This window comes from Pseudomonas sp. 18-147 (genome assembly GCF_051048045.1).
Classification (GTDB): Bacteria; Pseudomonadota; Gammaproteobacteria; order Pseudomonadales; family Pseudomonadaceae; genus Pseudomonas; species Pseudomonas aeruginosa.
On sequence record NZ_CP182296.1, the window covers coordinates 1,108,191 to 1,129,502 of the forward strand.

Consider the following 21,312-nt stretch of genomic DNA (forward strand, 5'->3'; position numbering starts at 1 on the left):
TTTCATGAATAGTAGACGCTAACTATTCATGAATCACCCTTGGCAAGCGTCCTAGGATGTCCCTTCTTTCTCTTGGAGAGGTCCGATGAGCCGCTATGCCTTCGTTTCCGCCGATGTCCTGGATATCGCCTACCTGGAGTGGAATCCGCAGGGGGCGCGCAGCGCCGTCTTGTTGCACGGTTGGCCGGACAGCCCGCATACCTGGAAAGACCTGGCGGAGTCCCTGGCGGACGCCGGCTATCGGGTGCTGGCACCAGCCCTCCGGGGATTCGCCCCGACCCGCTTCCGCGATGCGTCTACTCCGCGCAGCGGGCAACTGGCGGCTCTGGCTTGCGATCTGCTGGCATTCGTCGACAGCCTGGCATTGCAACGTCCCCTGCTGGTCGGCCATGACTGGGGGGCTCGCGCGGTGGCTAGTGCCTGCGGACTGCGCGAGGGCGTAGCCTCGCACCTGGTGATGCTCTCGGTGGGGTACGCCAGCAACGATCCGCAGCAAGTTCTTTCCCTGCCGCAGGCCCGTAGCTTCTGGTACCAGTGGTTCATGGCTACGCCACGCGGAGAGCGCGCGCTGCGCGAGGAGGGCGAGGCATTCGCCCGGCAGATGTGGGACACCTGGTCGCCGCCGGGATGGTATGCCGAGCGCGATTTCCAGGAGGCCGCCCAGGCCTTCTCCGGGCCGGACTGGGTCGCCGTGGTGCTGCACTATTACCGGCATCGCTGGGGCTTCGTCGCGGGGGAGCCGCGCTACGGGGCGGCGGAACAGCGCTTGCTCCCGGCACCGCGCCTGGCGCTGCCGACCCTGGTGCTGCACGGCGGCGCGGATGCCTGCACCCACCCCGACGGCTCCCGCGGACGCGAGCACTACTTCAGCGGGCGCTACCAGCGGCTGGTGCTGGAGAGCGTCGGCCATTTTCCGCAGCGCGAGGCGGCCGCCCAGGTGGCGGACGCTATCCTGCGGTTCTGCGCGGATGACTAGGTCCTGGACACCGCAGCGGCGGATAACGCCCATGGCGTTATCCGCCCTACGAACCGGTGTGCCGCGAGCGGTCGCGGCGGACGTGGGGTCGTAAGCTCCGCCGGTGGCCCTATGGCGTCCGCAGGCGGTCGAGCAGCGCCGGGGTCGGATAGCCGTCCGCCGGCCAGCCGAACTCCTGCTGGCAGGCGCGGATCGCCTTGCGCGTATTGGCGCCGATGATGCCATCCACCGCGCCCGGATCGTGTCCGCGGGCGGCCAGTTGCCGTTGCAGCTCGATGCGCTGCGAGCGGCTCAGCGGAACATCCTCCAGCGGCCAGGCGCCGACTATCCGGCCGCCGCCCTTGAAGCTGTCGGCGAGCAGGCCGACGGCCAGGGCGTAGGCGCTGGAGTTGTTGTACTTGAGGATGGCGCGGAAGTTGTGCAGCACCAGGAAGGCCGGGCCGCGGTGCCCGGCCGGCAGCAGCAGCGAGGCCTGTTCGCCGGAGAGTCCGGAGGGCAGGGGGCCGCCGTTGACGCCTTGTACGCCCATCCCTTGCCATTCGCCCAGGGGCTTGCGGATGGTGAGTTCCGCCAGGGAATAGTCGAAGCCTGCCGGCAGGCGGACTTCGAAACCCCAGGGTTGTCCGGCGATCCAGCCGGAGGCTTTCAGGTAGTTGGCGGTGGAGGCCAGGGCGTCGCCGGGCGAGCCCCAGATGTCACGCTTGCCGTCGCCGTCGAAGTCCACGGCATACTGGTTGTAGGTGGTCGGGATGAACTGGGTCTGGCCCATGGCGCCGGCCCAGGAGCCGATCATGAAGGAGGCCGGAACGTCGCCGTGCTGGAGAATCTTCAGGGCGGCGAGCAACTGGGCGTGGGCGAATTCCGGGCGGCGTCCTTCATAGGCTAGGGTCGCCAGGGAGCGGATCACGTTCTTGTTGCCCATGTGCGAACCGTAGTTGCTCTCCATGCCCCAGATCGCCACCACCGCATCCGCATCCACCGCATAGCGCGCGTCGACTTCGCCGAGGATGCGCGCATGCTGCGCCAGGCGCGCCTGGCCCTGGCGAACGCGCAGCGGATCGAGGGCGCCTTCCAGGTACTTCCATACCGGTCGGGTGAATTCCGGCTGGCTGCGGTCTGCTTCGACCACGGCGGGATCGGGCTGGACGCCGGCGAAGGCGCGATCGAAGGTCTGCGCATCGATTCCACCGGCCAGCGCCTGTTGACGGAAGGCGTCGCGCCACTGTTCGAAGCTTTGCCCAGGCTGGGCCTCGTTCGGCGCGCCAGCGGGCACCGAGGCGGCCGGGCCGGCGCCGGAGAAGGGCGCCTTGGTCTGCTGGGGAGCGGCAGGCTGGTTGTATTCGACTGTCGGATTCTTCTGCGCGCACGCGCTGGAGAGGCCAAGCCCCATGGCGACGACGGTGCTGCCCAGCAGCCCGCTCACCTTCAGCAGGGCGGATCGTTCGGGGTTACGCATTGCTCTCCTCAGCAGGGTCCTCGGGACGGGCCACCTTAGCACGCCGGCCAGGACGCGTCTGCCGTCGTTGGACGCGCCGGCGGGGCCCCGGGTTCGTCAATGTGGTTCCATCGGCGCGGTGGATATCGTTCGCCATATGTTCGGTCACTGTCGGGCGGCCAATGGTTTCGTCCGTATCGCTCCGCCGCCTGTCGAAGCCTCGCGGCGCACCCGAGTCGGGATCGGCGACGGGGCGCGCGGCATGCTCGAGGCCTTCGACTTCTTCTTCCTGGCCTTCGTTCTGCGCGACATGGCTACCCGCTTCGGCGTCGGCATCGAACGCCCGAGCCTGGTTCGTGCGCTGTAATGGCCAGAGGGTTGCCAGTCGGCCGCGCGGGATGTCGAGGCCGCGGATCATGATGGAGGAACCATTGGCTTTTCGCCCAACCCGATGGGGCCAGGGCTTGCGCGCCGACGATAGTGTGCCCATGGGCGGCAGGCTGGCGGTGGGGTTGGTCTTGTCGACGGGCTTCGGGCGGGGTAGGCGGGGCGCGTGGGTGAGGAGGGCGTTGCGGGAGGATGGACCAGCGGCTGTTTCAGGCCGCCATAACGAAAGAAGCCTCCCAGTTACGGGAGGCTTCGCGGCGGTAGCTGCCTTTGCCTTTCTTCGCCTGTTCCTGGCGGCTGCGGAACAGTGGCTGGGCGACCAGGGATTTGGCCTTGTTCGGCCGCTTGCTTTTCTTTGCCATGGCATAGGTCCTCGAAGGTGATCGGGCTGGCGCTCGCCAGCGCGCGCATCATCTGCCTGTCGCCGCGGATTGTCCAGTGCCGGTTGCGCCTTCAGGCTGCGGGCAGGCCGAGGCGCTGGCCGGCGAGGCTCAGGGCGAGAAGCGAGAGACCGCTCCAGGGGCTGCCGGGTGCCTGTCCCTTGATCTGCGCGTCGATCAACTGGGCATCCCTCAGCATCTGGTTCCAGCGGCTGCTGGAGTGGCGTTGCAGGGCACGGGTCAGCAGCGGACGGCGCTTGTCCCAGACCGGCGGACGCGCCTGGGCGAAGGCTTTCTCCAGCGGGATGCCCTGGCCGTATTGCTGGGACAGGCCAGCCAGCAGGCGGATCTCGCGGGCCAGGCCCCAGAGGATCACCGGCGGCTCGATGCCTTCGCCGCGCAGTCCTTCCAGGATGCGCAGGGCGTGGGCCGCTTCACCGCCAAGGGCAGCGTCGATCAGGCCGAAGACATCGAAGCGTGCGCTGTCGGCGACCGCGGCCTGTACGGTGGCGGCGTCGATCTGGTTGCCCTCGGCGAGCAGCTTGAGCTTTTCGATTTCCTGGGCGGCGGCGAGCAGGTTGCCTTCCACGCGCGCGGCGATCAGCTCCAGAGCTTCGGGGCTGGCGGACAGGCCGGCCTGGGACAGGCGCTGGCGAATCCACTGCGGCAACTGGTGGACGTCGACCGGCCAGACCTGGATGAACTGCGCGGCGTTGCCATCGATCAGGGCCTTGGCCCACTTGGTCTTCTGCGTGCTGCCATCGAGCTTGGGCAGGCTGAGCAGGAGCACGGTGTCTTCCGGCGGCCGTTGCAGGTATTCCTGGAGAATCGCCGCGCCTTTGTCGCCGGGCTTGCCGGAGGGCAGGCGCAGTTCGATCAGGCGCTTCTCGGCGAACAGCGACAGGCTGGCGCCGGCCTCCAGCAGCAGGCCCCAATCGAAGTTGGCTTCGGCATTGAATACCTGGCGCTCGCCGAAGTCGCGCTCGCGGCAGGCCTGGCGAATGGCATCGCAGGCTTCCTGGCAGAGCAGCGGTTCATCGCCGCTGACGACATAGACGGGCGCCAGGGGGCCCTGGAGGTGCTTGGCGAGTTGCGCGGGAGTCAGCTTCATAGGAGAAGACGGGGCCGGCGAAGCCGGCCCCGGGGCATCACGGGGTGGGGAACTCGATCGGCGACTGCTGCGGCTCGGCGGCGCGGCGCTGGCGCTCCGCCTCGTCGGCGGCGCGCAGGGCTTCGGCTTCCGCCTTGGCCTTGGCTTCTGCCTGGCGCTGGGCTTCGTCGAGTTGCGCCGGGGTCAGCGCCTGGAGGCGCATGGACAACTGCTGGATCAGGTCGCGCCGCATCTCGCTGCGCAGCTGCGCGGCTTCCTGGTCGGAACCGATCAGGTTGTTTTCGTCGTGCACGTAGACCTTCTGCACCTGTACCTGGTTGCTCATCAGGACCAGGTCGTTGGCGCCGACGATCTCGTAGTTGATCGTGTTGGTCAGCTCGAACTCCGCGCCGCGCGCGGAACCGGTGTAGCTGACGGTGCGCTGCTGGTTGTCCTCGCGGACCAGCACCAGGTGGTAGGGCGCGTTGCTGGTGACCTTCACGCCGCTGTTTTCCAGGGTTTCCTTCAGTTCGCGCACGGTCGGGCCGTAGGCGTTGCGCGCGGACACGTCGATTTCCTTGAGCGCGAATTGCGCATCGCCCAGGCCGCGCAGTTGGAAGCCGCAGGCGGCCAGCAGGGTGGTCATACCGATCAGCGCGGCGCTGGTCAGGATACGTTTCATCAAGCTTCCCTCACTCCTGTTGATCAGCGCCCCCGGATGGCCGGGGGCGTCCAATGGAATCGCGTATCAGTTGGCGACGATGTTGACCAGTTTGCCCGGTACCACGATGACCTTGCGGATGCTCAGGCCTTCGGTGAAACGCAGCACGTTCTCGTTGGCGCGCGCGGCGGCCTCGACATCCTCGCGGCTGGCGCTGGCGGCCACGTCGATGTGTCCGCGCAGCTTGCCGTTGACCTGCACCACCAGTTGCAGGGTGTCCTGCACCAGTGCGCTCTCGTCGACGCTCGGCCAGCGCGCATCGATCACCGCTTCGGCATGGCCGAGCTGGCCCCAGAGCACGTGGCAGATGTGCGGAGTGATGGGCGCCAGCAGCAGGACCACGGTTTCCAGGCCTTCCTGGATCAGGGCGCGGTCCTGGGCGTCCTGGTTCGGCGCCTTCTCCAGCACGTTCATCAGGGTCATCACCGCGGCGATGGCGGTGTTGAACTTGTGGTGCTGGCCGACATCCTGGCTGGCCTGCCTGATCGCCAGGTGGATGGCGCGGCGGACCTGCTTCTGCGCGTCGCTCAGGGCGGCGACGTCCAGCGCGCCGGGGAGGCCGGCGCTGACGTGGGCGTGAGCCAGGCGCCAGACGCGGCGGAGGAAGCGGTTGGCGCCCTCGACGCCGGCGTCCGACCACTCCAGGCTCATGTCCGGCGGCGAGGCGAACATCATGAACAGGCGGCAGGTATCGGCACCGTACTGGTCGATCATCGATTGCGGGTCGACACCGTTGTTCTTCGACTTCGACATCTTCTCGGTGCCGCCGATCTCGACCGGCTGGCCGTCGCTCTTCAGCCGCGCGCCGACGACCTTGGCCTTGGCGTCACGCTCGACCTCGACGTCGGCCGGGTTGAACCAGTCCTTGCCGCCGTTGGCGGTGGTCCGGTAGTAGGTATCGGCGACCACCATGCCCTGGGTCAGCAGGTTCTTGAACGGTTCGTCGCTGCCGACCAGGCCTTCGTCGCGCATCAGCTTGTGGAAGAAGCGCGCATAGAGCAGGTGCAGGATGGCGTGCTCGATGCCGCCGATGTACTGGTCGACCGGCAGCCAGTAGTCGGCCGCCTTCCTGTCCAGCATGCCGCCTTCGAACTGCGGGCAGGCGTAGCGGGCGAAATACCAGGACGACTCGACGAAGGTGTCCATGGTGTCGGTTTCGCGCTTGGCCGGCTGGCCGCATTTCGGGCAGTTGCATTCGTAGAATTCCGGCATCTTCGCCAGCGGCGAACCGGAGCCGTCCGGTACCACGTCTTCCGGCAGCACCACCGGCAACTGGTCGGCCGGCACCGGGACGTCGCCGCAAGCCTCGCAGTGGATGATCGGGATCGGGCAGCCCCAGTAGCGCTGGCGGCTGATGCCCCAGTCGCGCAGGCGGAACTGGGTGCGCGCCTGGCCCAGGCCCTTGGCCTCGAGGTCGGCGCCGATGGCGTCGAAGGCGGCCTGGTAGCCGAGGTTGTCGTACTTGCCGGAGTTGACGGTGAGCACGGACTCGTCCTTGGCGCCGTACCACTCCTTCCAGACGCTGGACTCGAAGTCGTTGTCGCCCTCGACCTTGGCGATCACCTGGCGGGTCGGCAGGCCGTACTTGTTGGCGAACTCGAAGTCGCGCTCGTCATGGCCGGGCACCGCCATCACCGCGCCTTCGCCGTAGTTCATCAGCACGTAGTTGGCGACCCATACCGGCAGCTTGTCGCCGGTCAGCGGGTGTTCGACGAACAGGGAAGTGGCCATGCCTTTCTTCTCCTGGGTGGCGATGTCGGCCTCGGCGACGCCGCCGCGCTTGCATTCGTCGATGAACGCCTGCAACTGCGGGTCGTTCTGCGCTGCCTGGGTGGCCAGCGGGTGTTCGGCGGCGACGGCGACGTAGGTGGCACCCATCAGGGTGTCCGGACGGGTGGTGAACACCTTCAGTTGGCCGGCGTGGCCGATGGAGGCCTGGTCGTAGGGGAAGCCGATCTCCATCCCGCGCGACTTGCCGATCCAGTTGCGCTGCATGGTCTTCACCTGCTCCGGCCAGCCGGGCAGGTTGTCGAGACTCTCCAGCAGTTCCTCGGCGTAGGCGGTGATCTTGAAGTAGTACATCGGGATCTCGCGCTTCTCGATCAGCGCGCCGGAGCGCCAGCCGCGCCCGTCGATCACCTGCTCGTTGGCGAGTACGGTCTGGTCGACCGGATCCCAATTGACCGTGCCGTTCTTGCGGTAGATCACCCCTTTTTCGAACAGGCGGGTGAACAGCCACTGCTCCCAGCGGTAGTAGTCCGGCTTGCAGGTGGTGACCTCGCGGCTCCAGTCGATCGCCAGGCCGAGGCTGTCCAGCTGCGACTTCATGTAGGCGATGTTGTCGTAGGTCCAGGCCGCCGGGGCGACGTTGTTCTTCATCGCGGCGTTTTCCGCCGGCATGCCGAACGCGTCCCAGCCCATCGGCTGCAGCACGTTGCGGCCCTGCATGCGGTGGTAGCGGCTGATCACGTCGCCGATGGTGTAGTTGCGCACGTGGCCCATGTGCAACTTGCCGCTCGGATACGGGAACATCGACAGGCAGTAGAACTTCTCCTTGTCGGGTAGCTCCCTGACGAGGAAGGACTGGTGTTCTTTCCAGTAGTTCTGGGCCTGGGTTTCGATCTCGAGTGGCTGATATTGCTCGTGCATGGCGCTACTTAGACGTGACTGTTCGAAAGCCTCGTAGCATACATGACCCCCACTCCTGTCGATAGCCCGCGCCGTTTGTCGCCGGGGGCGGTTCAGCCGAACGGGAACGCTAAGCTTGCCCTATGGGCCGTCGATGGCTGGCTGCCCAGTGGTACCTTCAGAGGTGTTCGATGGCTGAGCTGCAACGCGCGAGTGTGACGGGAGGTGGGCTGTACGAGAGGCTGCTGCAGCGTCTCGCCCTGGCTCTGGATGAAGCGGATACGGCCGAGCGCCTGCGTGACGAGCATCCCACGGAGCTTGAGTTGCGTGGTTTGAGCGAAGCGGAGATGGGGCTGATACGCGCCTATCTCGACCAGGACCTGCACTGGTTGCGCGGCTGGCATGCGGCCGCCGAGGAGCTGGCGCTGCTCGAGCGCCAGCCCGGCAGGACACCTCGGCCGCCCCGGCCGCAACCGCCGGCGCCCCGTCGCCACGTCTCGTTGAAACAGCGGCAACTGCTCTGTGCGCTCTGCGGTGCGCCGGTGCAGTGGAGCAAGGGGCATGGTGTGTTGCCGTGCGGCCATTGCGGCTCGCAACTGTTCCGTTCGGGCAACGGCCGCTAGGGTCTCTTTCCGGGAAGTTTCGCCAGGCGTCGCGCAATCCTTTAGATTGCCTCTTCCGACAGGGAGGGGGCGATGCCGATCCGTTATTTCTTCAAGCAACTTCTGCTGCCGCCGGGTGGCCTGTTGCTGCTGCTGTTTTTCGCTTTCTGGTGGCGCACCAGCCGACCGAGGCTGGCGCGGCTGTGCGGTGTCTGCGGGTTCTTCGGTCTGTGGCTGATGAGCATGCCGCTCAGCGTGGAGTGGATGGCGCGCTGGCTCGAAAGCGAACCGGCCCTGCTGGCGGAGGATCTACCGGGCCTGGCGCAGCGCGCCGACGCCATCGTCATCCTCGGTGCCGGCCGGCAGACCAACGACCCGGCCTGGGGCGACGATGCGCCGAGCCTGCTGGCGGCCGAGCGGCTGCGCTATGCCGCGCGGCTGGCCAAGACCTCGGCGCTGCCGGTACTGATCAGCGGCGGGTTGCATTACGGACGCCCGCCCAGCGAGGCGGCGCTGATGGCCAATGCCCTGTTGCAGGACTTCGGCGTGCCGACGCGCTGGCAGGAAGGTCTCAGCCGTACCACCTGGGAAAACGCCACCCTGAGCGCCCCGCAGTTGCGCGAGGCCGGGGTGCGCCGGGTGGTGCTGGTGACCCAGGCCTGGCACATGCAGCGGGCACGCTGGAGCTTCGAGCGCCAGGGGTTCGAGGTGATCCCGGCGCCGGTCGGCTTCCTCGGCGGGGCCAACCTGCGGCCCTTCGGCGGCTGGCTGCCGGAAGCGCAGGCCTTCTGGCAGAGCGGCATGCTGCTGAACGAGGCGATCGGCCTGGTCGGCTATCGCCTGTTCTACCGCTGAGACGCAACCGGCGGGGGCGCCGGTCTTTCCAGGAGGGGCTGGTTTCAGCCGAACAGGCGTCGCTCCTGCGGACGCAACTGGCGGCCGAGCAGAGCCCATAGCAGCAGCACGCCGGCCAACCCGGCCAGCGGCCAGACGCGGTATTGCAGATAGGGCGTCAGGCCCTGCATGGGTATCACCTCGCCGCGCAGGATGCCCTGCTGGAACTGCGGGATCTGCCGGACGATCCGGCCATAGGGATCGATCAGGCCGGTGACGCCGTTGTTGGTCGCGCGGATCATCCAGCGACCGCTTTCCAGGGCGCGCATCTGTGCCATCTGCAGGTGCTGCAAAGGGCCTATGGAAGTGCCGAACCAGGTGTCGTTGCTCACTGTCAGCAACACCTGGCTCTGCGCCGCGAGCGCGGCGGCGAACTCCGGGTAGACCACTTCGTAGCAGATATACGGGGCGATCTGGTAGCCCTTGGCCTTGAGCAGCGGCTGGTCGGCCGGACCGCGAGCGAAGTCGGACATCGGCAGGTCGAAGAAGGCGATCAGGCCGCGCAGCAGGTCCTGCAGCGGCACGTACTCGCCGAACGGCACCAGCTTCTGCTTGAGGTAGGTGCCCGCGCCTTCGCCGACCACGGTGATGCCGTTGAAGTAGCGACTCTTGCCGTCGGCGAGACGTTCACGCACCGGGACCCCGGTGATCAGCGCGGCGTTCTTCTCGTCGGCGACCTGGCCCATGGCGCCGAGGTAGCCGCTGGCCATGTCCTGGAGAATCGGCACCGCGGTTTCCGGCCAGACGATCAGGTCGACGTCCTGCTGCGGCAGGCTCAGGTCGCGGTAGAGGTCGAGTTGCGCGCGGACCTGATTCGGGTCCCATTTCAGCTCCTGGGCGATGTTGCCCTGGATCGCCACTACCCTCAGCGGTTCGCCGGCCGAATGGGTCCAGGCGTGGCCCTTGAGATAGAGGCCGGCCGCCCACGGGCCGAGCAGCAGGACCAGCCCCAGAAACAGGCTGGCACCGTGCGGGAAGAGGCGCGGCAGGTTCACCAGCAGGGCCGCGCTGAGGGCGATGACGAAGGAGGACAGCCATACGCCGCCCACCGGTACCAGCCCGGCCAGCGGTCCCTGCAACTGGCTATAGCCGGCGTAGAGCCAGGGGAAACCGGTAAGGAACCAACTGCGGAACAGCTCCAGTGCCAGCCACAGGGCGGCGAACGCCAGGGCGTCGCCCAGCGGCGCGTTGTCTCGGCGCAGGCAGCGCGCCCACAGCCAGGCCGGCAGGGCGAAGAAGAAGGCGACGCCGGCGGTGAAGCCGAGCATGAGGAAGCTTGCCAGCGGCACCGAGGCGGCGCCGTAGTCATGGATACTGACGTAGATCCAGCTGGTGCCGGCGCCGAACGCGCCGAAACCGTACCACCAGCCGCGCCACAGGGCGGACTTGCCGGGAAGGCCGCGCAAGCCGAGATAGAGCAGGGCGATCGAGAGGATCTCCAGCGGCCAGTAGTCGAAGGGCGCCAGGGCCAGGGGTGTGAGCGCGCCTGCGGCGAGTGCCAGCAGGTGTCCGGGCCAGCCGGGACGAGAAATCCAACGCATCGAATGTCCTTAGAGCCTGTTCAATGTCCGACTGCGCAGACCGGGGCCGCCTTCGGCTGCCGGACGGCAACGTCCGCGGCGACAAGGGAGTCTGGCGCAAGGCGCAAGAGTAAAGGAGGGGCTGGCGAGACGCCAGAAGGACGGCGCGGGAAGATGCCCCCTCCGCCGCGGCGGAGGGGGCGCGCTCAGTTCTGCAGGGGAGACAGGCGCAGCAGATGGACGCGGCGGCTGTCGGCGTTGAGTACGCGGAAACGGAACTCGCCCAGCTCGACCACTTCGTTGCGCTTGGGCAGGTGGCCGAAGGCGCTCATCACCAGGCCGCCCACGGTATCGAATTCCTCGTCAGAGAATTCCGAGCCGAAGAAGTCGTTGAAGGCGTCCACGGGGGTCAGCGCCTTGACGATGAAATCGCCGCTGGGCAGCGGCTTGATGTAGCTGTCCTCCTCGACGTCGTGCTCGTCCTCGATATCACCGACGATCTGTTCCAGCACGTCCTCGATGGTCACCAGGCCGGCCACGCCGCCGTATTCGTCGATGACGATGGCCATGTGGTTGCGGTTGGCGCGGAATTCGCGGAGCAGCACGTTGAGGCGCTTGGATTCGGGGACGAAGGTAGCCGGACGCAGCAGTTCCTTGATGTCGAAGGGACGCTCGTCGTTGTGCAGGATCAGTGGCAGGAGGTCCTTGGCCAGCAGTACGCCCATGACGTCGTCGAGGCTTTCGCCGACCACCGGGTAGCGCGAGTGGGCGGCTTCGATGATGGCCGGAAGGAATTCCTTCGGCGTCTGGGTCGAGCGGATGCTCATCATCTGCGAGCGCGGCACCATGATGTCGCGCACCTGCAGGTCGGCGACCTGGATCGCCCCCTCGACGATGGACAGCGCCTCGCTGTCCAGCAGCTTGTTGTCGTGGGCATCGCGCAGCAGCTCGAGTAGCTCCTGGCGGTTTCTCGGCTCGTGGGCAAAAGCCTGGGTGATCTTGTCCAGCCAGGACTTGTGCCCGTTGCTCGATCGGTCTTCGCTCATTTTTCCTTGCTCGGTGGCTCTTCGTCGTCGCAGGCGTACGGATCGGGATGACCCAGTTCCGCCAGCAATTCACGTTCCAGTGTTTCCATTTCTTCCGCTTCGGCGTCGTCGATGTGGTCGTAGCCGAGCAGGTGCAGGCAGCCGTGGATCACCAGGTGGGCCCAGTGGGCCTGCAACGGCTTGCGCTGTTCCAGGGCTTCGCGGGCGACCACCGGGGCGCAGATCACCAGGTCGCCGAGCAGCGGGATATCGAGAAGCTCGTCCGGGACATCGGCGGGGAAGGACAGCACGTTGGTCGCGTAGTCCTTGTGCCGGTAGGTGCTGTTCAGTTCCAGGCCTTCGGCCTCGTCCACCAGGCGGATGGTCAGCTCCGACTCCGGACGCTGGCGCAGGGCCAGTTCGCACCAGGCGCGGAACTGCGCTTCGGAGGGCAGGTCCGGGGCGGCGCTAGCGACCTGCAGGTCGAGCTCAAGCGGCATCGTGACCGCCCTTGCCCGTTCCCTCGACCGGCCGCACCTGGCCTTGCTGGCGGCTCTCGTGACGCTCGTAGGCTTCGACGATACGCTGCACCAGCGGGTGGCGGACCACATCCTTGGGCTTGAAGTGGGTGAAGCTGATGCCGGGGACGTCCTGCAGGACCTCGATCACGTGCTTGAGGCCGGAGCGGGTGCCGCGGGGCAGGTCGACCTGGGTGACGTCGCCGGTGATCACCGCGGTGGAGCCGAAGCCGATCCGGGTGAGGAACATCTTCATCTGCTCGACTGTGGTGTTCTGGCTCTCGTCGAGGATGATGAAGCTGTTGTTCAGCGTGCGCCCGCGCATGTAGGCCAGCGGCGCGACCTCGATGACGTTGCGCTCGATCAGCTTGGCCACGTGTTCGAAGCCGAGCATCTCGTAGAGCGCGTCGTAGAGCGGGCGCAGGTAGGGGTCGATCTTCTGCGACAGGTCGCCGGGAAGGAAACCGAGCTTCTCGCCGGCCTCGACCGCCGGGCGCACCAGCAGGATGCGGCGGATCTGCTCGCGCTCCAGGGCGTCGACGGCGCAGGCCACGGCGAGATAGGTCTTGCCGGTGCCGGCCGGGCCGATGCCGAAGTTGATGTCGTGGTCGAGGATCGCCTTGACGTAGCGCTGCTGGTTGGCGCCGCGCGGGCGGATGTGCGCCTTGCGCGATTTCAGGGTGACCTGCGGCGCGCTCTGCAATTCCTCGAGGTCTTCCAGGCCGGACTCCTGCAGGTACAGGTGCACGGTGTCGGGAGTGAGATCGGTGCCGTTCTGCGCCTCGCGGTAGAGACGCTGCAGCAGGCGTTCGGCAACCTTGGTCCGGCGCGGTTCGCCGGCCAGTTCGAACTGGTTGCCGCGGTTGCGGATCTCGATGTCGAGGCGTTTCTCGATCTGGTGGAGATGCTCGTCGAACTGCCCGCAAAGTGTCGCGAAGCTGCGGGCGTCGAACGGCTCGAGGATAAAGCGATGAAGTTCCTGGGGGGCGTTCAAGGTGTTCTGTCGTACTCGCCAGTGGCTGATTGATAGGGAAGAGAATAACCGCTGGATATCGTCGCGCAAAGTTGCCGTATCGCGGCGGCGCTTTCCCGGTTCCCGCTGAAACGTTGGTGCACCGTGGCGGCGGGAAGGTTCAGCGAGCCCGCCGTACGGTCGTCGGCCTCAATGCAGGGTGCTGTCGATCAGGGTGCCGCGCAGCGAGTGCGGCAGCGCGTCGTCGATGTGCACCTGGGCGAACTGGCCGATCAGGCGCGGATTGTCGCAGCGGAAGTTGACGATCCGGTTGTTCTCGGTGCGCCCCTGGAGCATGCCCGGGTCCTTCTTCGAGAAGTCGGTGACCAGGATCCGCTGGGTGCTGCCGACCATGCGCCGGCTGATCTCGTAGCCTTGCTGGTGGATGCGGCTCTGGAGGATCTGCAGGCGCTGTTTCTTCACTTCTTCCGGCAGGTCGTCGGCGAGGTCGGCGGCGGGCGTGCCGGGCCGCGCGCTGTAGATGAAGGAGAAGGAGAAATCGAAGCCGACGTCCTCCACCAGCTTCATGGTCTGCTCGAAGTCCTTCTCGGTTTCGCCGGGGAAACCGACGATGAAGTCGGAGCTGATGCAGATGTCCGGTACCGCGGCCTTCAGCTTGCGGATACGCGACTTGTATTCCAGCACGGTATGGTTGCGCTTCATCGCCGCCAGCACGCGGTCGGAGCCCGACTGCACCGGCAGGTGGATGAATTTCACCAGCTCCGGCACCTCGGCGTGGGCCTGGATCAGCGCGTCGGAGAATTCCAGCGGGTGCGAGGTGGTATAGCGGATGCGCTCGATACCGTCGACGGCGGCGACCACCCGCAGCAGTTCGGCGAAGTCGGCCAGGCGGCCATCGTGGGTCAGGCCGCGGAAGCCGTTGACGTTCTGTCCCAGCAGGGTGACTTCGCGGACGCCGTTCTCGGCCAGGTGGATCACTTCGGCGATCACGTCGTCGAATGGTCGGCTGACTTCCTCGCCGCGGGTGTAGGGCACCACGCAGAAGCTGCAGTACTTGCTGCAGCCTTCCATCACCGAGACGAAGGCGGTGGGGCCATCGACCCGCGGTTCCGGCAGGCGGTCGAATTTCTCGATTTCCGGGAAGGACACGTCGACCTGCGGCTTGCGCGTGCTGCGCGCGGCGTCGATCATTTCCGGCAGGCGGTGCAGGGTCTGCGGGCCGAAGACCACGTCGACATAGGGCGCGCGCTCACGGATCGCGGCGCCTTCCTGGCTGGCCACGCAGCCGCCGACGCCGATCACCAGGTCGGGATTCTGCTGCTTCAGCTCGCGCCACATGCCGAGCTTGGAAAACACCTTTTCCTGGGCCTTCTCGCGGATCGAGCAGGTATTGAGCAGGATGACGTCGGCCTCGGCGGCGTTTTCGGTCACCTCGAGGGCTTGGTGTTCACCGAGCAGGTCCGCCATTCGCGACGAGTCGTACTCGTTCATCTGGCAGCCGTGGGTTTCGATGAAAAGCTTCTTGGCCATGCGCTTCGTCGGACAGTTCGAAAAGGACCGCGCATTATAGAGGGCGGGGCCCCCGGTTCCTAGCGTTGCTGGCCGAAAGGCTGTGCTATGATTCGCGCCCTTCATTTTCCGGCATTGCTTTCCCCGCCATGAACAAGCGCGAAAACCCCATCTACAAGGTGATTTTCCTCAACCAGGGCCAGGTCTTCGAGATGTATGCCAAGCAGATCTACCAGAGCGATCTGTGGGGCTTCCTGGAAATCGAGGAGTTCGTCTTCGGCGAGCGCACCCAGGTGGTGGTGGACCCCAGCGAGGAGAAGCTCAAGGCGCAGTTCGAAGGCGTTCTGCGCAGTTTCGTGCCGATGCACGCGATCGTCCGCATCGACGAGGTCGAGCGCCTGGGTACGCCGAAGATCAGCGAGGCCAAGGGCGCGGGCAACGTCATGCCGTTCCCCATGCCGATGCCCGGCAAGAGCGACTGATTCGCGAAAGGGACGTCAGGGCAGCGGCGCGAAGGGCGTGACGCCGCCGGCAGTCTGCAGTTCGATCAGGTAGTTGCGGAAGATCTGCCCCAGCACCCGGGTGGCGATGTCCAGTTCGTCGCGGTTCATCTGCTCGGCTACCAGGTCGGCGCTGTCCAGGGCGTCCTCGGCGCCGTTCACCGCTGCCATCTTCAGCACGATGTAGGCCTGTACGTTGTTCGCCGGAACCCCTTCGCCACGGAAGAACATGGTGCCGAGGTGGTACTGGGCCTGGGCATGGCCCTGTAGAGAAGCTTTCTCGAACCAGTTGAGGGCGGCCTGGAGGTCGCGCGGGATGCGCTCGCCGTCGTAGAAGAATTCGCCCAGTTCGTATTGCGCCTCGGCGTCGCCGCCATTGGCGACCTGCTGGCAGGCGGCGAGCGCCTGCTGCAATTCTTCGGGAACGGTGTTCAGCGCGCAGCGGCCGGTCGCTGGAATCAGCAACGAGTTGCCTCCCGCCTGCGCGAGCAGCGGCTGGAGGATCAACAGGCAACCCAGGGCGAGGGTGCGGCCGGTACGGAACATGAGGGGAAGACACCTCCTGGATCGGGGCGGGCAAGGGCGCCCGGCCAACGAAATGCGCTGACCCTCACATTATGAAATAAGCCGACGCCTCCTTACAAAGTCTTTACTGTCTTTTCGGGAACTTTGTCGGCGCGTTTATGCATTTCGGCTAGGAAGGCGTTCCGGCGGGGAGGAGGGCGGCGCCCGGGAAGGGCGCCGCGAAGAGGATCATTTCAGCGCGGCGAAGGCTTTTTCGGCGGCGTTCAGCGTGATTTCCAGCTCCTTGTCGCCATGGGCGATGGAGGTGAAGCCGGCCTCGAAGGCGCTAGGCGCAAGGTACACGCCACCGTCGAGCATCAGGTGGAAGAAGCGCTTGAAGCGTTCGACGTCGCTGGCCATCACGTCCTCGAAGGTGACGATGGCGTCGGCGCCGCTGAAGTACAGGCCGAACATGCCGCCCGCCTGGGTGGTGACGAAGGGGATGCCGGCGGCATCCGCGCGCTGTTGCAGGCCGTCGAGCATGCGCGTGGTGTAGGCGGTCAGTTCGTCGTGGAAACCGGGGCGGCTGATCAGGCGCAGGGTGGTCAGGCCGGCGGCCATTGCCAGCGGGTTGCCCGAGAGCGTGCCGGCCTGGTAGACCGGGCCCAGCGGGGAAATCTGCTGCATGATCTCGCGCTTGCCGCCGAAGGCGCCCACCGGCATGCCGCCGCCGATGATCTTGCCGAAGGTCGACAGGTCCGGGGTGACCCCGTAGTAGGCCTGGGCGCCGCCGAGGGCGACACGGAAGCCGGTCATCACTTCGTCGAAGATCAGCACCACGCCGTGTTCGTCGCAGGCTTCGCGCAGGCCTTCGAGGAAGCCCGGCGCCGGCGGCACACAGTTCATGTTGCCGGCAACCGGCTCGACGATGATGCAGGCGACCTCCTTGCCGACTTCGCCCAGGGTCTTGCGCACCGCCTCGATGTCGTTGAACGGCAGGGTCAGGGTGTGCTTGGCGAAGGCCGCCGGAACGCCCGGGGAGTTCGGCACGCCGAAGGTCAGGGCGCCGGAGCCGGCCTTCACCAGCAGGCTGTCGGAGTGACCGTGGTAGCAGCCTTCGAACTTGATGATGCTGTCGCGCCCGGTGTAGCCGCGGGCCAGGCGGATGGCGCTCATGGTCGCCTCGGTGCCGGAGCTGACCATGCGCACCATCTCCATCGACGGCACCATGGAGCAGACCAGGTCGGCCATTTCCACTTCCAGCGCGGTCGGCGCGCCATAGGACAGGCCGTGGTCGAGTTGCCGGCGCACCGCGTCGAGCACGTCCGGATGGCTGTGGCCGAGGATCATCGGGCCCCAGGAGCCGACATAGTCCACGTAGCGCTTGTCGTCCTCGTCCAGTACATAGGCGCCTTCGGCGTGCTTGAAGAACAGCGGGGTGCCGCCGACGCTCTTGAAGGCGCGCACCGGGGAGTTGACCCCGCCGGGAATGTGTTTCTGGGCGTTGTTGAACAGCGTTTCGGAACGGGACATGGCTAGCTCTCTATCTCTCGGGCGAGGCGCGGAGGCGTCAGGCAGGTTCGAACAGGGCGCTGAAGGCGCGGGCGCGGCGTTCCACCTCGGCGGCGGACGCGGCGGCGAACAGCGCATGGATCACGGCGACCAGATCGACGCCGCGGGCGATCAGGCCGGGCGCGGTGTCGAGGCTGATGCCGCCGATGGCGGTGATCGGCAGGTGCAGGCGCGGCCGGGCCTGGTCGAGCAGCTCGACGCTGGCGGCGGGGGCGCCGGGTTTGGTGCTGGAATTGAAGAAGCGGCCGAAGGCGACGTAGCTGGCGCCCTCGGCCACCGCCTGCTCGGCCAGTTCCAGTTGGGCGTGGCAGGTGGCGCCGATGATCGCCTGGCGGCCGAGCAGGGCGCGCGCCGCCGACAGCGAACCGTCGGTCTGGCCGAGGTGCAGGCCGACGCCCAGGCGCGCGGCGAGTTCGGCGTCGTCGTTGACGATCAACTGCGCGCCGTGGCGTTCGCAGAGTTCGCGCAGGCTTTCCGCCTCGCGCAGGCGCCGCGCCTGGTCGCTGGATTTGTCGCGGTATTGCAGCAGGCGCGCGCCGCCGCGGAGCGCGGCTTCGACGTAGGGCAGCAGGCGGCCGTCGTCCAGTAGCTGGCTATCGGTGATGGCGTACAGGCCGCGCAGTTTCATCGGCTGGCTCTCAGTGACAGAAGTCGGTGGGCAGGCGGCGCGGCACGTATTGGCCGTGGCCCGGACTCTCGGCGTCGCGCAGGGTCCGCCAGGTGTAGTCGAGGGCGCTCTGCACGGCGCCGTGCAGCGCTTCGCCGAGGGCGATGCGACCGGCCAGGGCGCTGGCCAGGGTGCAGCCGGAGCCATGGTAGCTGCCGGGCAGGCGCTGGCAGGTGAAGGTGCGGCGGCTGCCGTCGCGGCTGTACAGGCGATTGTGCACTTCGCTTTCGTCGCCGTGTCCGCCGGTGATCAACAGGTGCTCGCAGTGTTCCAGCAGGCGCTCGGCGCACTGGTCGGCGCTGCCCTCGGGCAGGTCGGCGAGCAGGCGCGCTTCCGGCAGGTTCGGCGTGGCGATGGTGGCGCGCGGCAGCAGCCGCTCGCGCATGGCGAAGCCGACGTCGCCCTTGCCCAGCGCACCGCCGCCGCCGGCGCGCAGCACCGGATCGCAGACCACCGGCAAGTGCGGGTGGGCGGCGAGGATCTCGGCCACCGTGTCGACCATCTCCAGCGAACCGAGCATACCCAGCTTGACCGCCGCGACGGGCAGGTCGGCGAGTACGGCGTTGGCCTGGGCCAGCACCCACTCGCGGTCGAGGACGCGGAAGTCGCTGACGTTGACGGTGTCCTGCACGGTCAGCGCGGTGACCGCCGGGGCGGCGTGGCAGCCCTGGGCGAGCAGGGCTTCGATGTCGGCTTGCAGTCCGGCGCCACCACTGGGGTCGTGACCGGACAGGCAGAGCACTACGGGGCGGGAAGTCGGTGTTTTCATGGCGCGTGAGCTTACCACTAAAAGCGCTTCGTGGCGGCTGCGCGGACGACCTTTCGGGCGCCGCGCCCGGGCCCTGCGTGACACGTCCCGGGCCTGACGTGGCGTGGCGTGTGCTAAAGTTCGGCGAATATTCATACAACGCTCGCCAAGGGCGGACCATGACGAGGGAGGTGGGGCTCCCGGTCCGTTCGAGGAGCACTGCGGGGCATCATGCGGCACTGGCTGATTCTCTTTCTTCTTGCGTTGCCGTGCCTGGCGGGTGCGGTGAGCTTCAACGAGCAGGTCGAGCGCCTGCCGCTGGGGCAGTCCATCGACGTGTTCGAGGACGTGCGCGGTAGCGCCGATATCAACGACATCACCTCGCGGGCCATCGACAGCAGCTTCCGCCGCCATGACAAGGACGTGCTCAATGCCGGCTATTCGCGCTCGGTGTTCTGGTTGCGCCTGGACCTGGACTACCGGCCGGTCGCCTCCAGCGATCCGCGCACCTGGCTGCTGGAGCTGGCCTATCCGCCGCTGGACAAGCTCGACCTCTACCTGCCCGATGGCCAGGGCGGCTACCGCCTCGCCCAGCGCACCGGCGACACATTGCCGTTCGCCAGTCGGCCGATCCGGCAGAACAACTACCTGTTCGAACTCGGCCTCGAGCCGAACAAGCCGCAGCGTGTCTACCTGCGGCTGGAAAGCCAGGGGTCGATCCAGGCGCCGCTGACCCTGTGGTCGCCCAAGGCCTACCTGGAGGAGCAGCCCGAACGCATCTATGTGCTCGGCATCATCTATGGCGTGCTGCTGGTGATGCTGATCTACAACCTGTTCATCTTCCTCAGCGTCCGCGATACCAGCTATCTCTACTACATCCTCTATATCGCTTCGTTCGGGCTCTACCAGGTCTCGGTGAACGGCGCCGGCATCGAGTACTTCTGGCCCGACAGCCCCTGGTGGGCGAACGCCGCCACGCCATTCCTGATCGGTTCGGCGGCGCTGTTCGGCTGCCAGTTCGCGCGCAGCTTCCTGCATACCCGCGACCACAGCGTGTGGGTCGACCGCGGCCTGCTGGCGCTGATGGCGGTCGGCGCGCTGGTCATGCTGATGGCGCTGACCATGAGCTACGCCGTGGCCCTGCGCCTGGCCACCTACCTGGCGCTGGCCTTCACCGGCCTGATCTTCGCCGCCGGCATCCTCGCCTGGCTGCGCGGCATGCGCGTGGCGCGCTATTTCATCATCGCCTGGACCGCCTTCCTTCTCGGCGGCATCGTCAACACCCTGATGGTCCTCGGCTACCTGCCGAACATGTTCCTCACCATGTATGCCAGCCAGATCGGTTCGGCGCTGGAGGTGGGCTTGCTGTCGCTGGCACTGGCCGACCGGATCAACGCAATGAAGGAGGAGCGCGCGCGAATCCTCCAGGAGTCCAGCCGCAAGCTGGAAGCGCTGAACCAGGAACTGGCCAACAGCAACCGCCTGAAGGACGAGTTCCTCGCCACCGTCACCCACGAACTGCGCACCCCGATGAGCGGGGTGATCGGTTCGCTGGAGCTGATGCAGACGGTGCCGATGGACGTCGAACTCGCCGAGTACCAGCGCACCGCCGCCGGTTCGGCGCGGGACATGATGCGGATGGTCAACGACATCCTCGCCCTCATCGAACTGCAGGCCGGCAAGCTCTACCCGCGCCGCGAGCCGTTCAGCCTGCGCGGCCTGTTCGACAGCCTGCGCGCGCAGTACGCGCCGCGCGCCGAGGAGAAGGGCCTGCGCTTCGCCCTGCAACTGGACGACAGCCTGCCGGACACCCTCGAAGGCGATGCCGGCAAGCTGGCCCAGGCGCTGGGCTACCTGGTCGACAACGCGATCAAGTTCACCGCCAGGGGCAGCGTGACCCTGCGCGTCGCCGCCGGGCGTACCCATGACGGGGTGGCGCTGCGGGTGGAAGTGATCGACACCGGCATCGGTTTCGACATGGCCGCCGGCAGCGACCTCTACCAGCGTTTCGTCCAGGCCGACAGCTCGTTGACCCGTGGCTACGGAGGCCTCGGCATCGGCCTGGCTCTGTGCCGCAAGCTGGTGGAGCTGCTTGGCGGCGAGCTGACCCACGAGTCCCGGCCGGGACAGGGCAGCCGCTTCCTCCTGCGCCTGCAACTGACCCAGCCGGCCCAGGGCCTGGCGCCGCCGCCGCGGCGCGCCGGCGGGCAGGCGGTGCGGCGTCCCGAGGAGTGCACGGTGCTGGTGGTGGAGGACAACGCCATCAACCAGTTGGTGACTCGTGGCATGCTGCTCAAGCTCGGCTACCGGGTGCGCACCGCCGACAACGGTAGCGAAGCCCTGGAGTTGCTGGCGCGCGAGCGGCCGGACGGCGTACTGCTCGACTGCCAGATGCCGGTGATGGACGGCTTCGCCACCTGTCGGGCGATCCGCGCGCTGCCCGGCTGCGCGGAACTGCCGGTGCTGGCGTTGACCGCCCACAGCCACAGCGGCGATCGCGAGCGCTGCCTGGCGGCGGGCATGAGCGACTACATGGCCAAGCCGGTCAAGTTCGAAGAGTTGCAGACCCTGCTGCACGATTGGCTGCTGTGCCAGCCGATCGTCACCAAGTCCGCCTGAAGCCGTTCCGCGGCTGGCTGAAATGCCGGCCTGCGCGACCTGTA

General features: G+C 67.0%; 20 protein-coding genes. 6 read left to right on the top strand and 14 right to left on the bottom strand.

The features are described from left to right. Nucleotides 1-85: 85 nt before the first annotated feature. Nucleotides 86-976, top strand: a complete 891-nt coding sequence (locus ACM0M4_RS05295) for an alpha/beta fold hydrolase (protein WP_003119198.1) — start codon at nt 86-88, stop codon at nt 974-976. Nucleotides 977-1,085: 109 nt separating this feature from the next. Here the strand turns inward: ACM0M4_RS05295 and ACM0M4_RS05300 are convergent, their stop codons facing one another. Then, complete coding sequence (locus ACM0M4_RS05300) at nt 1,086-2,432, bottom strand: lytic murein transglycosylase (RefSeq protein ID WP_003100318.1); 1,347 nt, start codon at nt 2,430-2,432, stop codon at nt 1,086-1,088. Nucleotides 2,433-2,568: 136 nt separating this feature from the next. On the opposite strand from ACM0M4_RS05300, the gene ACM0M4_RS05305 reads away from it, so the two are divergent. Beyond that, the gene (locus ACM0M4_RS05305) at nt 2,569-2,778 is read left to right on the top strand and encodes a hypothetical protein (RefSeq protein WP_021205373.1); all 210 of its coding nucleotides are present in this window, start codon (nt 2,569-2,571) and stop codon (nt 2,776-2,778) included. Nucleotides 2,779-3,007: 229 nt separating this feature from the next. Here the strand turns inward: ACM0M4_RS05305 and arfA are convergent, their stop codons facing one another. From arfA to leuS, 4 genes are all read right to left on the bottom strand, one after another. Next, a complete protein-coding gene (arfA, locus tag ACM0M4_RS05310; RefSeq protein ID WP_003093169.1) occupies nt 3,008-3,160 on the bottom strand; it encodes an alternative ribosome-rescue factor A in 153 nt (50 codons plus the stop codon). A gap of 91 nt (nt 3,161-3,251) precedes the next feature. After that, the gene (gene holA / locus ACM0M4_RS05315) at nt 3,252-4,289 is read right to left on the bottom strand and encodes a DNA polymerase III subunit delta (protein ID WP_003093168.1); all 1,038 of its coding nucleotides are present in this window, start codon (nt 4,287-4,289) and stop codon (nt 3,252-3,254) included. 37 nt (nt 4,290-4,326) lie between these two features. After that, a complete protein-coding gene (gene lptE, locus ACM0M4_RS05320; protein WP_003100322.1) occupies nt 4,327-4,950 on the bottom strand; it encodes an LPS assembly lipoprotein LptE in 624 nt (207 codons plus the stop codon). Nucleotides 4,951-5,016: 66 nt separating this feature from the next. After that, nucleotides 5,017-7,638 (bottom strand): leucine--tRNA ligase, encoded by a 2,622-nt coding sequence (gene leuS, locus ACM0M4_RS05325; RefSeq protein WP_221345501.1) that lies wholly within the window; start codon nt 7,636-7,638, stop codon nt 5,017-5,019. A 170-nt stretch (nt 7,639-7,808) separates the two neighbouring features. Here leuS and ACM0M4_RS05330 point away from each other — a divergent pair, with 170 nt between their 5' ends. Both ACM0M4_RS05330 and ACM0M4_RS05335 read left to right on the top strand, forming a co-directional pair. Then, a complete protein-coding gene (locus ACM0M4_RS05330) occupies nt 7,809-8,240 on the top strand; it encodes a hypothetical protein (protein WP_003114329.1) in 432 nt (143 codons plus the stop codon). Nucleotides 8,241-8,312: 72 nt separating this feature from the next. Next, complete coding sequence (locus tag ACM0M4_RS05335; RefSeq protein WP_003100328.1) at nt 8,313-9,074, top strand: YdcF family protein; 762 nt, start codon at nt 8,313-8,315, stop codon at nt 9,072-9,074. Nucleotides 9,075-9,118: 44 nt separating this feature from the next. Here ACM0M4_RS05335 and lnt read toward each other — a convergent pair whose 3' ends face one another. The 5 genes from lnt to miaB form a co-directional block, all read right to left on the bottom strand. Beyond that, entirely contained in the window at nt 9,119-10,654 is a 1,536-nt protein-coding gene (lnt, locus tag ACM0M4_RS05340; RefSeq protein ID WP_054375830.1) for an apolipoprotein N-acyltransferase, read from the bottom strand. Nucleotides 10,655-10,839: 185 nt separating this feature from the next. Continuing rightward, nucleotides 10,840-11,679, bottom strand: a complete 840-nt coding sequence (locus tag ACM0M4_RS05345; protein ID WP_003093161.1) for an HlyC/CorC family transporter — start codon at nt 11,677-11,679, stop codon at nt 10,840-10,842. Further along, nucleotides 11,676-12,158 carry an rRNA maturation RNase YbeY gene (ybeY, locus tag ACM0M4_RS05350; RefSeq protein ID WP_003093160.1) on the bottom strand — a complete coding sequence of 161 codons (483 nt, stop codon included), beginning with the start codon at nt 12,156-12,158 and terminating at the stop codon, nt 11,676-11,678. The genes ACM0M4_RS05345 and ybeY overlap by 4 nt, the downstream gene beginning before the upstream one ends. Then, nucleotides 12,148-13,170, bottom strand: a complete 1,023-nt coding sequence (locus tag ACM0M4_RS05355; protein WP_003093159.1) for a PhoH family protein — start codon at nt 13,168-13,170, stop codon at nt 12,148-12,150. The genes ybeY and ACM0M4_RS05355 overlap by 11 nt, the downstream gene beginning before the upstream one ends. A gap of 168 nt (nt 13,171-13,338) precedes the next feature. Continuing rightward, entirely contained in the window at nt 13,339-14,679 is a 1,341-nt protein-coding gene (gene miaB / locus ACM0M4_RS05360) for a tRNA (N6-isopentenyl adenosine(37)-C2)-methylthiotransferase MiaB (protein WP_003093158.1), read from the bottom strand. Between the two features lie 128 nt (nt 14,680-14,807). On the opposite strand from miaB, the gene ACM0M4_RS05365 reads away from it, so the two are divergent. Further along, on the top strand, nt 14,808-15,140 hold the full coding sequence (locus tag ACM0M4_RS05365; RefSeq protein WP_003093157.1) for a DUF1820 family protein: 333 nt from the start codon (nt 14,808-14,810) through the stop codon (nt 15,138-15,140). Nucleotides 15,141-15,155: 15 nt separating this feature from the next. Here the strand turns inward: ACM0M4_RS05365 and ACM0M4_RS05370 are convergent, their stop codons facing one another. From ACM0M4_RS05370 to ACM0M4_RS05385, 4 genes are all read right to left on the bottom strand, one after another. Next, a complete protein-coding gene (locus tag ACM0M4_RS05370) occupies nt 15,156-15,704 on the bottom strand; it encodes a tetratricopeptide repeat protein (protein ID WP_003093155.1) in 549 nt (182 codons plus the stop codon). Between the two features lie 207 nt (nt 15,705-15,911). Beyond that, nucleotides 15,912-17,195 carry a glutamate-1-semialdehyde 2,1-aminomutase gene (hemL, locus tag ACM0M4_RS05375; protein WP_003093150.1) on the bottom strand — a complete coding sequence of 428 codons (1,284 nt, stop codon included), beginning with the start codon at nt 17,193-17,195 and terminating at the stop codon, nt 15,912-15,914. A 37-nt stretch (nt 17,196-17,232) separates the two neighbouring features. Further along, nucleotides 17,233-17,862 carry a thiamine phosphate synthase gene (thiE, locus tag ACM0M4_RS05380; RefSeq protein WP_003093148.1) on the bottom strand — a complete coding sequence of 210 codons (630 nt, stop codon included), beginning with the start codon at nt 17,860-17,862 and terminating at the stop codon, nt 17,233-17,235. Nucleotides 17,863-17,872: 10 nt separating this feature from the next. Then, entirely contained in the window at nt 17,873-18,670 is a 798-nt protein-coding gene (locus ACM0M4_RS05385; protein ID WP_003100335.1) for a hydroxymethylpyrimidine/phosphomethylpyrimidine kinase, read from the bottom strand. A gap of 210 nt (nt 18,671-18,880) precedes the next feature. On the opposite strand from ACM0M4_RS05385, the gene ladS reads away from it, so the two are divergent. Then, nucleotides 18,881-21,268 (top strand): hybrid sensor histidine kinase/response regulator LadS, encoded by a 2,388-nt coding sequence (gene ladS, locus ACM0M4_RS05390; protein ID WP_003093145.1) that lies wholly within the window; start codon nt 18,881-18,883, stop codon nt 21,266-21,268. Nucleotides 21,269-21,312 lie beyond the last annotated feature (44 nt).